The sequence below is a fragment of the Streptomyces sp. DSM 40750 genome, from assembly GCF_024612035.1.
GTDB lineage: Bacteria > Actinomycetota > Actinomycetes > Streptomycetales > Streptomycetaceae > Streptomyces.
In genome coordinates, this window is record NZ_CP102513.1 from 9,039,750 (window position 1) to 9,053,254 (window position 13,505).

Annotated in this window: 2 protein-coding genes; both read left to right on the forward strand. The window is 71.4% G+C overall.

The features are described from left to right. Positions 1–32 precede the first annotated feature (32 nt). The gene (locus JIX55_RS39670; RefSeq protein ID WP_257568045.1) at positions 33–6,380 is read left to right on the forward strand and encodes a type I polyketide synthase; all 6,348 of its coding nucleotides are present in this window, start codon (positions 33–35) and stop codon (positions 6,378–6,380) included. Between the two features lie 111 nt (positions 6,381–6,491). Next, on the forward strand, positions 6,492–13,376 hold the full coding sequence (locus JIX55_RS39675) for an SDR family NAD(P)-dependent oxidoreductase (RefSeq protein ID WP_443046634.1): 6,885 nt from the start codon (positions 6,492–6,494) through the stop codon (positions 13,374–13,376). The last annotated feature ends 129 nt before the right edge of the window (positions 13,377–13,505 follow it).

Genomic DNA, 13,505 nt, shown 5'->3' on the forward strand with positions numbered 1-13,505 from the left:
ACCCTGACTGTAGAGAAAGTGACGGCAAAACAGTGAGTGAGACCAAGCTCCGCGACTATCTCAACAAGGTGACGACTGATCTGCACCGCACTCGTCTGCGCCTTCGGGAAGTGGAGGAGAAGAACCGGGAGCCGATCGCGATCGTCGCGATGAGCTGCCGCTTCCCCGGCGGGGTCAGCTCTCCGGAGGAGCTGTGGCGCATGGTCGCCGAGGGCGCCGCCGGGCTCTCGCCGTTCCCGAAGGACCGCGGCTGGTACGAGGAGGTGTACAACCCGGACCCCGGCAGTCGGGGCACGACTTATGTGAACGAGGGCGGGTTCTTGCACGACGCCGCGATGTTCGACCCCGTGTTCTTCGGGATCTCCCCGCGTGAGGCGCTGGTGATGGACCCCCAGCAGAGGCTGCTGCTGGAGGCGTCCTGGGAGGTTCTGGAGCGGGCGGGCATCGACCCGCTGTCCGTCAAGGGCACCACCGGCGGCGTGTTCATGGGTGCTGCCTTCCAGGGATACGGCGCGGCTGGCCCGATCGAGGCAGAAGAGGCCGAAGGCTATCTGGTGACGGGGCGGTCCTCCGCCGTCACCTCCGGCCGGGTCTCCTACGTCCTCGGCCTTGAGGGCCCTGCGGTGACGGTGGACACGGCGTGCTCATCGTCCCTGGTGGCGCTGCACCTGGCCGCGCAGGCGCTGCGCCAGGGCGAGTGCGACTTCGCCCTGGCGGGCGGCATCACCGTGATGGCCGGCCCTGAAGCGTTCACCGCGTTCAGCCGTCAGGGAGGACTCGCGTCCGACGGCCGCTGCAAGCCCTTCGCGGCGGCGGCGGACGGCACCAACTGGTCCGAGGGCGTCGGCGTGCTGCTCGTGGAGCGGCTCTCCGACGCCCGACGCCACGGCCACCCCGTACTGGCGGTGGTGCGCGGCTCCGCGGTGAACCAGGACGGTGCCAGCAATGGCCTCACCGCCCCCAACGGCCCGTCGCAGCGCAGGGTGATCCGTCAGGCGCTCGACAACGCGGGACTCACCCCGGACGAGGTCGACGTGGTGGAGGCGTTCGGCACGGGCACCTCGCTGGGCGACCCGATCGAGGCGCAAGCGCTGATCGCGTCCTACGGCCAGGACCGGCCGGAGGACCGGCCGTTGTGGCTGGGATCCATCAAGTCCAACATCGGGCACGCACAGGCGGCCGCCGGTGTCGCGGGGATCATCAAGATGGTGATGGCCATGCGGCACGGCGTCCTGCCGAAGACGCTGCACGTGGACGAGCCGACCCCGCATGTGGACTGGTCGGCGGGGGCCGTGGAGCTGCTGACCGAGGCCCGGCCCTGGCCGGAGACGGGCCGGCCCCGCCGGGCGGGGATCTCCTCCTTCGGCATGAGCGGCACCAACGCGCACACCATCATCGAGCAGGCCACCGAAGCCGAGGAGCCGGAGTCGGCCGGTTCCGAGGCCGAGGCTCCCCGCCCCCTCGCCTCCTCCGTCGTGCCATGGCTGGTCTCCGGCAAGGGCGAGGCCGCGCTGCGGGCGCAGGCCGAGCGGCTGTACGCCCATCTGACGGTCGGGGGCCCTGTTGAGGGCAACGATTACACGGCGGCGTCTGTAGCGGACATCGGCTACTCCCTGGCGGTGTCCCGATCGGCGTTCGAGCACCGCGCCGCGGTGATCGGCGAGGACCGCGAGAGCCTGCTGCGCGGCCTGCGGGCCCTGGCCCAGGGCGAGGTGGCTGAGGGCGAGGTGGCCCAGGGCGTGGTCAAGGGGCGGGCGGCGAAGGGGCGTAGGGCGGCCTTCGTGTTCCCGGGTCAGGGGGCGCAGTGGGTGGGGATGGCGGTGGGGTTGTTGGAGTCTTCGCCGGTGTTCGCGGGGGCGGTCGGTGAGTGTGAGTCGGCTCTGTCGGCGTATGTGGACTGGTCGTTGACGGATGTGCTGCGTGGTGCGGAGGGTGCTCCGGGCTTTGACCGGGTGGATGTGGTCCAGCCGGTGTTGTTCGCGGTGATGGTGTCGTTGGCGAGGTTGTGGCGTTCGGTGGGTGTGGAGCCGGATGCGGTGATGGGGCACAGTCAGGGTGAGATTGCCGCGGCGTGTGTGGCGGGTGCGCTGTCGCTGGAGGACGCTGCGAAGGTGGTCGCCTTGCGCTCGCAGGCGATCGCGGCGGGTCTTGTGGGCCGTGGTGGCATGGTGTCGGTCGGGCTGTCGGTCGACGAGGTCAAGGAGCGTATCGGCGCGTGGGGTGGCGCCATCTCGGTCGCCGCGGTGAACGGCCCGGGTTCGGTCGTGGTGTCCGGTGACCCGGGGGCGCTGGATGAGATGGTGGCGCGGCTTGAGGGTGAGGAGGTGCGGGTTCGCCGGGTTCCGGTGGACTACGCCTCGCACTCCGCCCACGTGGAGGAGATCCACGACGAGTTGCTGAAGGTCCTGGCGGACATAGAGCCGCGCTCATCGGAGGTGCCGTTCTACTCCACGGTGACCGGTGAGCTGGTGGACACGGCTGCTCTGGACGCGGGGTACTGGTATCGCAACCTGCGGCAGACCGTCGAGTTGGAGGCCACCACCCGCGCACTGCTCGACAGCGGACATGGTGTTTTCATCGAGGTCAGTCCGCATCCCGTACTGATGTTGCCGTTGCAGCAGACCGTGGAGGCCGCTGAGGCCCAGGCCGTGGTCGTGGGCACGCTGCGGCGTGACGAGGGCGGCCTGGAGCGGTTCCTGACCTCCGCCGCCGAACTCCACGTCAGCGGAACCGGTGTCGACTGGCGGAAGACGTTCGAAGGACATGATGTCCGACGGGTCGACTTGCCGACCTACGCCTTCCAGTGCCAGCGCTATTGGCTGGACTCGGCGGCCGTCGGCGACGTGGGATCGGTGGGCCTCAGGGCGGTACCGCACGCCGTGCTGAGCGCCGCGGTCTCGCTGGCGGGCGGCGGCGGAGTGCTGCTCAGCGGGCGGCTGTCGCTGGCCACGCACCCTTGGCTCGCCGATCACGCGGTGCAAGGAGTGGTGCTGGTACCCGGGACGGCCTTCCCGGAGATGGCCGCACAAGCGGGGAACCAGGTCGGGTGCGGCCGCGTCGAAGAGCTGGTGCTGGAGGCGCCCTTGGCGATGCCCGAGCGCGGCGGGGTGCAGATCCAGGTCGAGGTGGGGGAGGCCGCCGACGCTTCGGGCCATCGCGACGTCAGCGTGTACTCACGGATGGAGCCGGCCGACGACGAGGCCGACCTCGAGCAGCCGTGGGTGCGGCACGCTCACGGTGTGCTCACGCCGCCCGTCCCGGCGGCCTCCTTCGACTTCGCGAAGTGGCCGCCCTCCAGGGCCAAGTCTGTCGACGTCTCCGGCGGCTACGAGCATGTCGAGGAGCATGGGCTGCACTACGGTCCCGCGTACCGCGGGTTGCGGCGCGTCTGGACGCGTGGCGACGCAGTGTTCGCCGAGGTCGAGCTGCCCGAGGATCAGCGTGGCATCGCGAAGTACTTCGGTCTGCACCCGGCCCTGTTCGACGCGGCCCTCCACGCGATCGGCGCGAACAACGCGTTGCGCGGAGGGGGCGACGCGCCGAGCGCGGGGAATCTGATGCCGTTCTCGTGGCGGGGATTCTCCCTGGAAGCCGTCGGTGCCCAAGCGCTGCGAGTCCGGATCACCCCGGACGGCCGGCAGGCCGTTTCGCTGGCCATCGCCGACACCTCCGGCCGCCCGGTGGCTTCCGTCGACTCCCTCGTTCTCCGGCCCATGCAGGCCGCCGCGTTGCAGAACGTGGGCCGGACGGCCGGTGACGCGTTGTTGCGCATGGAGTGGACAGCGGGCGCTGCGAAGCCCGCCGAGGGCGTGGCACCTGGCTGGTGGGCAGTGCTGGTCGACGATTGCCTGGGCGTGGGCGCCGCTCTGGAAGCGACGGGCTCCTTCCTCGCCGACGTGTATACGGACCCTGCGGCGCTGAGTGGGACCGTGGCGGCGGGCACGAGGATGCCCGGAATGGTGGTACTGCCGGTGGCTTCGGACGGCCTGGCTGTGGTGGACGAGGTCCACACACGGGTCGGTGAGGTGCTGGAGACCGTTCAGTCGTGGGTGGCGGACGACCGGTTCGCGGGCACCCCACTGGTGGTGCTGACCCAGGGTGCCGTTGACACTGGCGACGGTGTGAAGGACCTGGCGGCTGCGGCCGCGTGGGGCTTGGTGCGGTCGGCGCAGTCGGAACACCCGGGACGGGTGGTGCTGGTCGACACGGATGATGTCGAGCGTGTGGTGGGTCTTCTCGCGGGGGTGGTAGCCACTCGTGAGGAGCGGGTGGTGGTGCGTTCGGGCGAGGTCCGCGTGCAACGTCTGGCCCGCTCACTGCCCGCGGGCGGCGCTCCCGAGTCGGAGGTGTTCGGTTCCGGCGCCGTGCTGGTGACGGAGGGCACGGGTGCTCTGGGCGGTTTGGTGGCCCGGCATCTGGTGGCCCGGCACGGTGTCAAGAAGCTCGTCCTGCTGTCCCGTCGTGGTGCGGAGACGGACGGCGCGGCCGAGTTGCGGGCCGAATTGGAGGTTGCGGGCGCCGAGGTGGTGGTCACAGCTGGTAACGCCGCAGACCGTGAAGCGCTTGCCGCGGTGTTGGCAGGACTGCCCGAGGAGTTCGCGTTGAGCGCCGTGGTGCATGCGGACGAGGTGCTCGATGACGGGCTGTTCGCATCGCTGACACGCGAGCGGGCGAGCGCGGTGCTGCGGGCGAAGGTGGACGCGGCCTGGAATCTGCACGAGCTGACCGCGGGCATGGACCTGTCGGCGTTTGTGCTGTTCTCATCGACCGCAGGTCTGCTCGGAGCGGCCGGGCAGAGTCATTACGCCGCGGCGAATGTGTTCCTGGACGGCCTCGCGTCGTGGCGTCGCGTTCAAGGACTGCCGGGTGTCTCGCTGGCGTGGGGCCCGTGGGCCCAGGACAGCGGCGCGACACAGCAGGTCCAGCGGCTGGACACGGCCTGGCACGATGTGGCGCGCACCGGCCTGGTACCGCTCTCCTCCGAGGAGGGTCTGGAGCTCTTCGACGCGGGCGTCATCTCCGACACGGCCGCGGTGATTCCCGCCCGGCTGGACATGGGTGCGCTGCGCGCTCAGGGCACCGCGATGCCCACCGTGTTCCGTTCCGTCGTCCCGGATTCCCCCGTCCGTCGTGCGGCTCGGACGCCGGAGTCCCAGGTGGACCAGGCCACCCAGTTGCGGCAGCGGCTGGCCGGGCTGTCGGAGGCCGAGACGGACGAGGTGCTCCTCGAACTGGTGCGTAGCGTCGTCGCCGCGGTGCTCGGGTTCGCATCGCACAATGACGTCGACACCAGCCACGAGTTCATGGAGATGGGCTTCAACTCCCTCACCGCGGTCGAGTTCCGTAACCAGATCGCTGCCCTCACCGGTCTCCGGCTGAACACCACGGTCGTCTTCGACTACCCGAGCCCGGGCGAGATGGTGGCCCATCTGCGGCCTCGGCTCGTGGCAGAGGTCGCCGCCCGCCCCGCCGCCCGGCAGGTCCAGGAACAGACCGGCCCGGCCGCTCCGGTCGCCGCGCCCATGACCGAGCCCGTTCCCTCGGCGCCGCAGGCGGACGCGCCCGACACCCTCGGCTCTCTCTACCGGCAGGCGGCGCAGCAGGGCAAGATCAGCATCGCCATGGATCTGCTGGCGAACGCGGCAAGGCTCCGTCCGACCTTCGAGGACCCGGCCGACTACGAGGGGAACATCAGGCCCGCGCGGCTCTCCCGGGGCCCTGGGCGTCCCAGGCTGATGTGCTTCTCCTCCCACGTCGCTCTGGGCGGCGTCCACCAGTACGCGCGGTTCGCCGGGCTGTTCCGTGGCAATCGGGACGTGGCGGCCCTTGGCACCGTGGGGTCCGTCCAGGGCGAGAGCCTTCCGGCTACCTTGGACGCGCTGTTCCGCTTGCAGGCGCGGGCCGTTGCCGAGTATGCCGAAGGCGACCCGGTCGTACTGTGCGGCTCCTCGGCCGGAGGAGTGTTCGCCCACTCGGTGGCCGCCGCTCTGGAGAGCCAGGGCACACCGGCTGCGGGAGTCGTCCTGATGGATACCTACCTTCCGGACACCACGAAGCTCGGCCAGTTCGAGAACGCCTGGTTGGACGAAATGTACGAGCGGGACGACCTCGTCTCCATGGAGGGTGTCCGGATGTCCGCCATGGGCTGGTACTCGCATCTGCTGGAGGGGTGGAAGCCGCCGGAGATCTCGGTTCCCAGTCTCCACGTTCGTGCGACGGAGGCGGTGCATCGGGTGGATCCGGACGCGGAGGCACAGAGCTGGCAGGCGGACTGGCCCGCCGACTCCGCCGTCGACGTGCCCGGAAATCACTTCAGCATGATGGAGAAGCACGCGGACACCACCGCCCAAGCTGTCGAGGACTGGGTGGCCGATCTTTAACGGCCACGCGCCCGCCGGCACCCATGAACGGCGGGCGGGCGCCCACGCCGAAGCGGCACTCAGCGCGGCACACAGCCTTGACGCAAGAGTTTTCCACGAAGCAGGAGTTAGGTGAGCAGCATGTTGCGTGGGTCCAGCGACTCAGACGAGTCCGGAATCCAGGCCAGGCCGGATCGCAGCGAGAACCCAGGCGAACTTCCTTCACTCGCACCGGACTTCCAAGAACTGCCCGACCACGAGCAGCGCAGGGTCCTGTTAGATCTGGTGCGCGCGCACGTCGCCGCGGCGCTGCGGTCCGAGTCACCGCGCACGCTCGACACGGAGAGCTCGTTCCTCGACCTGGGACTGGACTCGCTCGCGGCGGTCAACCTGCACCGAGGGCTGGTCGCCGCCACCGGGCTCACTCTCGAAGTGTCACTCGCCTTCGACTACCCGACGCCCAGCCGGCTCGTGGACCACCTCCACCGGCAGATCTTCCCCGTGGCCACGGACGACACCGATCCCGAACGTGCCGTCGTGGGCTCGGACGACCCCATCGCGATCGTCGGGATGAGCTGCCGCTTCCCCGGAGGCGTGAACAGCCCCGAGGACCTGTGGAAGATTGTCTCCGAGGGCGTGGACGCCATCACCCCGTTCCCCGCCGACCGCGGCTGGGACCTCGATGCCCTCTACAGCCCGGACCCGGACCGCCCCGGCACCAGCTACGCGACCGAGGGCGGGTTCATCCACGACGCGCCCGAGTTCGACGCGGAGTTCTTCGGCATATCGCCGCGCGAGGCGCTGGCCATGGACCCGCAGCAGCGGCTGCTGCTGGAGACGAGCTGGGAGGTCTTCGAGCGGGCCGGCATCGACGTGACCGAACTCAGAGGGAGCCGCACCGCCGTCTTCACCGGCGCAGAGCACCACGACTACGGGCCCCACCTCCAGAACGCCAAGAGCGGCCTCGAGGGCTATGCGCTGACAGGGATCGCGGGCAGCGTAGCCTCCGGGCGCATCTCCTACACCTTCGGCTTCGAGGGCCCGGCGTGGACCGTGGACACGGCGTGCTCCTCGTCGCTGGTCTCCCTGCACCAGGCGGCGCACTCGCTGCGTCAGGGCGAATGCGATCTGGCGCTCGCCACCGGCGTCGCCACCATGCCGACCCCGGGTGACTTCATCCTCTTCAGCCGCCAGCGCGGGCTCTCCTCCAACGGGCGCTGCAAGGCCTTCGGCGCCGAGGCCGACGGCACGTCATGGGCCGAGGGCGTCGGCGTCCTCCTGGTGGAGCGGCTCTCGGACGCCCGGCGCAACGGCCACGAGGTCCTGGCGATCGTGCGTGGCTCCGCCGTCAACCAGGACGGCGCCAGCAACGGTCTGACGGCCCCCAACGGGCACTCCCAGCAGCGCGTCATCCGGCAGGCGCTGGCCAACGCCGAGCTGACCGCGGACCAGATCGACGTGATCGAGGCGCACGGCACCGGAACCTCGCTCGGTGACCCCATCGAGGCGCAGGCGCTGATCGCCACCTACGGCGAGAGCCGCCCGGAGGGGCAGCCGGTATGGCTGGGCTCCCTCAAGTCGAACATCGGCCACACCCAGGCGGCGGCCGGTGTGGGCGCCGTCATCAAGATGGTGATGGCCATGCACCACGGCATCCTGCCCAAGACGCTGCATGTGGAGGTACCGACCCCGCACGTGGACTGGTCGTCGGGCGGTGTGGCGCTGCTCGCCGAGCAGCGCGCCTGGCCGGAGACCGGGCGGCCACGCCGTGCCGGTATCTCCTCGTTCGGCATGAGCGGCACCAACGCGCACGCCATCATCGAACAGGCCCCGCCGCAGGAGCCGGCCCCCACGGACGCCGACGCGGACACGGCCTCCCAGCCCGTGTCCTGGCTGGTGTCCGCCAGGAGCGAGGAGGCGCTGCGGGCGCAGGCCGCGCGGCTGCGCGAGCACGCGGTGCGCCACCCCGACGCGCGGCCGGTCGACGTCGGATGGTCGTCCGCTGTGACACGAGCCGCGCTCGAACACCGTGGCGTGGTGGTGGCGTCCGACCGTGAGGGGCTGCTGCGCGGCCTCGCGGCGGTCGCCGAGGAGACCGACGCGCCGGGCCTGGTACTGGGCAGGTCCACGGCGCAGCGGCTGGCGTTCTTGTTCACCGGCCAGGGCGCCCAGCGGCTGGGCATGGGCCGTGAACTCTACGAGACCTACCCGCTCTTCGCCGACGTGTTCGACGAGGCGTGCGATTACCTGGAGGTGCGCCTCGGGACCTCCGTGCTCGACGTGGTCTTCGGACCCGAGGACGACGACGCCGCGACCGGTGACGAGCTCAACCAGACGATGTTCACCCAGGCCGGGCTGTTCGCCTTCGAGGTGGCCCTGTTCCGCCTGCTGGAGTCCTGGGGCGTGCGCCCCGACTTCCTGATGGGGCACTCGGTGGGCGAGATCGCCGCGGCCCACGTCGCCGGGGTGCTGTCCCTGGAGGACGCGTGCGCCCTGGTGGCGGCCCGCGGACGGCTGATGCAGGAACTGCCCGCGGGCGGCGCCATGGTGGCCGTCCAGGCATCGGAGCAAGAGGTGGCCGAGAGCCTGGAGGGCCGCGAGGACCATGTGTCGCTGGCGGCGCTCAACGGCCCCACCTCGGTGGTGCTCTCCGGCGACGAGGACGCGGTGCTCGAACTCGCCGACCACTGGGAGGCCCAGGGCCGCAAGACCAAGCGGCTGCGGGTCAGCCACGCGTTCCACTCCCCCCGGATGGACGCCATGCTGGAGGAGTTCGGCCAGATCGCCGCCTGCCTGGCGTACTCGACCCCGGCCATCCCGGTCATCTCCAACGTCACCGGCGATGTCGCGGGCGCCGAACTGACCACCCCGGAGTACTGGGTCCGCCATGTGCGGGAAGCGGTCCGCTTCGACGACGGTATGCGCCGCCTCGCCGACCAGGGCGTGACGACGTGCGTGGAGCTCGGCCCCGACGCCGTGCTGACCGCGATGGGCCAGGACTGCCTGGACGCCGTCGGCGCCGATGCGGCCTTTGTGCCCCTGGCCCGCTCCGGGCGCGCCGAGGCCCAGACGCTGGCGGAGGCGGTCGCCACCCTGTACGCGAACGGCGTCGGCGTGGACTGGGACGCGGTGTACTCCGGGCGCGGCGCACACCGCGTCGCCCTGCCGACCTACGCCTTCCAGCACAAGCGGTACTGGCTCGAGTCGGGCGGCGCCGTGACCGGCGACGCCCGGAGCGTCGGCCTCGGCAGGGTGGACCACCCGCTGCTCGGCGGCCTCACCGAACTGGCCGAGGGCGACCGTACGGTGCTGACCGGACGCCTGTCGCTGCAGACCCACCCGTGGCTCGCCGACCACGCCGTGGCCGGCGGAGTGCTCTTCCCCGGCACCGGATTCGTGGAGCTCGGCCTGCTCGCGGGCACCGAGACCGGGGCGGGACGGCTCGGCGAACTCACCCTGGAGACCCCGCTCCTCCTGCCGGAGCAGGGCGGCGTCCGCGTCCAGCTCGTGGTCGGCCCCGCCGACGAGTCCGGCCTACGGCCGCTGGGCGTGTACTCGCGCTCCGACAGCGACGAGCCGGGGGAGGAGTGGGTGCGGCACGCCCAGGGCGTCCTCGAGGCGGACAGCGGCGCCGCGGTCACCGACGGCCTGCTGCAGTGGCCCGTCCCGGGCGCCGAGCAGGTGCCGATGGAGGGCTTCTACGAGGGCCTGGCCCAGGTCGGTTACGGATACGGACCGGTCTTCCAGGGCCTGGAGTCGGTCTGGCGGCTGGACGGCGACGTCTACGCCGAGGTGGCGTTGCCGGACTCGGCCGCCCAGGAAGCCGGACGGTTCGGTCTGCACCCCGCCCTGCTCGACGCCGCTCTGCACGCCATGGAGATGGGCGACTTCGGCGGCGAGAGCGGACGCGTGACCCTGCCGTTCTCCTTCACCGGGGTGACCCTGCACGCGGTGGGCGCCGGACGGGTGCGAGTGCGGCTGCGCCCGCAGGGCAAGGACACGGTCGCGCTGCTCGTGACCGACGCCACGGGTGCGCCCGTCGCCTCGGTGGAGTCGCTGGTGGTGCGGGAGGTGGCGGCCGAGCGGTTCGCGTCCGGGCCGCGTACCAGCGACGGAACGCTGTTCCGGGCCAACTGGGATGTGCTCGCCGCCGCGCGGGGCGGCGACCGGACCGTGGACGGTGCGTCCGCGGCCGTGATCGGCGCCGACCGGGCGCGGGTGGGCGAGCTGCTCGCCGCCTCCGGTGTCGAGTACACCGAGTACACCGGGGTGGACACGCTCGCCGCCGCCATCGACGAGGGCGCCGCGGTGCCGGACGTGGTCTGGGCCTGGTGCGGCGCCGGGCCGGACGTCGACAATCTCGCCGACGCCGCCCGGAAGGCGACCCACCGGGCGCTGGCCCTGGCGCAGTCCTGGCTCGCCGAGGACCGGTTCGGCGGGTCCCGGCTGGTCGTGGTCACCAGCGACGCGGTCGCGACGGGGCCGGGCGAGGGCGTCGCCGGACTGTCCAAGGCCGCGGTCTGGGGACTGCTGCGTTCGGCGGCCACGGAGAACCCGGGCCGGATCCAGCTGGTGGACATCGACCGCCGCACCGAGTCGGCCATCGCGGCCGCCGGCGTGGTGACGGCCGCGATCGCGGCGGGCGAGCGCGAGGTGGCGCTCCGCGCGGGCCAAGGGCTGGTTCCCCGGCTCGCCAGGAACGCGGCCGGGCGGGTCCTCGAGGCCCCCGCCGGCACCTCGGCGTGGAAGCTCGGCACCACGGGCGGAGGCACGCTGGACAACCTCTCGCTGCTGCCCGACCCGGCGGCGGAGGAGTCGCTGGCCCCCGGGTACGTGCGGATCGCGGTGCGCGCCGCCGGCCTGAACTTCCGTGACGCGCTGATCGCCATCGGCATGTACCCCGACGATCACGCCACCATGGGCGGCGAGGGCGCCGGTGTGGTCCTGGAGGTCGGCCCGGGCGTGACCGACCTGGCCCCCGGAGACCGGGTCATGGGCATGATCAACGCCTCGTTCGGGCCCATCGCGGTCGCCGACCGGCGGCAGATCGTCCGCATGCCGCGCGGCTGGACGTTTGCGCAGGGTGCCTCCGTGCCGGTGGTCTTCCTGACCGCCTACATCGGCCTGGTGGAACTCGGCAAGCTGCAGGCGGGCGAGTCCATCCTGGTGCACACCGCCACCGGCGGTGTGGGCATGGCGGCCGTGCAGCTCGCACGCCACCTCGGCGCCGAGGTGTACGCCACGGCCAGCCCCGGCAAGTGGGACACCCTGCGAGCGATGGGATTCGACGAGAAACACATCTCCTCCTCCCGTGACCTGGACTTCGAGTCGCGCTTCATGGAGGCGACCGGCGGCCGGGGCATGGACATGGTGCTGGACTCGCTCGCCCGCGAGTTCGTCGACGCCTCCCTGCGGCTGATGCCCAGGGGCGGGCGGTTCCTGGAGATGGGCAAGATCGACGTGCGCGACCCCGAGGTCGTCGCCCAGGACCACCCCGGGGTGAAGTACACGGCGTACGACCTGGTCTCGGCCGACTACGACTGGGTCCAGCGGATGCTGGTCGAGCTGGTCGAGCTCTTCGACAGCGGTGCGCTGCACCCCCTCCCGGTGACGGCGTGGGACGTGCGGCGGGCCCCGGACGCGGTGCGGTACATCAGCCAGGCCCGGCACATCGGCAAGAACGTGTTCACCATGCCCCACGCCCTCGACCCCGAGGGTTCGGTGTTGGTGACCGGTGGCACCGGCGGCCTGGGCCGCGAGGTGGCACGCCATCTGGTGGCCGAGCGCGGAGTGCGCAACCTGGTGCTGGTCTCCCGGCGCGGGCCGGACGCGGAGGGCGCCGCCGACCTCGAGGCCGAACTGACCGAGGCGGGCGCGTCGGTGACGCTGGCGGCCTGTGACGTGGCCGACCGCGCCTCGCTGCAGCGGGTGCTGTCCGGCATACCCGCCGACCACCCGCTGACCGCGGTCGTGCACGCGGCGGGCGTACTCGACGACGGTGTCATCGACACCCTGTCGCCGAAGCGGATCGACGCGGTCTTCGAGCCGAAGGTCGACGCGGCGTGGAACCTGCACGAGCTGACCCGGGAGATGGACCTCGCGGAGTTCGTGATGTTCTCCTCCGTCGCCGGTGTGTTCGGCAGCCCGGGACAGGGCAACTACGCCGCAGCCAACTCGTTCCTGGACGCGCTCGCCGCACACCGTCGCGGCCTCGGCCTCCCGGCGGTCTCACTGGCCTGGGGCCCGTGGGAGCAGACCGGCGGCATGACCGGCACCCTCAGCCAGGCGGACATGGTGCGCATGGCGCGCGAGGGCATGGCGGCCCTGTCCACGGCGGGCGGTCTGCGTCTGCTGGACGCCGGCGCCACGAGCGAGGACGCCCTGCTCGTGCCAATGCGGCTGGAGACCTCCGCGCTCAGCGGCCAGACCGGCATCCCCACCCTGCTGCGCGGTGTGGTCCGGGTGCGGAGCAAGGCGGCGGCCGACGGGAAGGCGGCCGCTCCCCAATCGGCCAAGGTGCAGCTGGCCGGTCTGGCCGGAGCCGAACTCGACCGGGCGCTGCTCGATCTGGTGCGCGGCAGTGCGGCGATGGTGCTGGGGCACAGCGGCGCCCAGTCCATCGAGCCCGACCGCTCCTTCCAGAACCTCGGTTTCGACTCACTGGCGGGCGTGGAGTTCCGTAACCGGCTGAACTCGGCCACCGGGCTTCGCCTCCCCTCCACGCTGATCTTCGACAACCCTACGCCCGCGGCGCTCGCCGAGTATCTGCGCGGCCGGGTGGCGACGGACAACCCAGCCGAGACGGACGTCGATCCGGAAGAGGCCAGGATCCGTGCCCTTCTCACGTCGATTCCGCTGGAGCGGCTGCGCCGCGCAGGTCTGCTCGACATGCTCACCGAGCTGGCGAGCGGCAAGGAGCAGGCCGAGAAGGACACCGAGGAGAAGGCGAGGGACTCCATCGACGCGATGGACGACGACGACCTGATCGACATGATGCTCGGGGACCTCGACAGCTGACGACCTGCGAGTCCCCCCGGAGACCTCCTGGGGGGACTCGCGGTCCCGGCCCACGTCTCGCAGAGCGTCGGCGTCGCGGGTGGCTCTCACCCCAAGAGACTTCAAGAAGAAGAAAGGCTCAGTGAACCC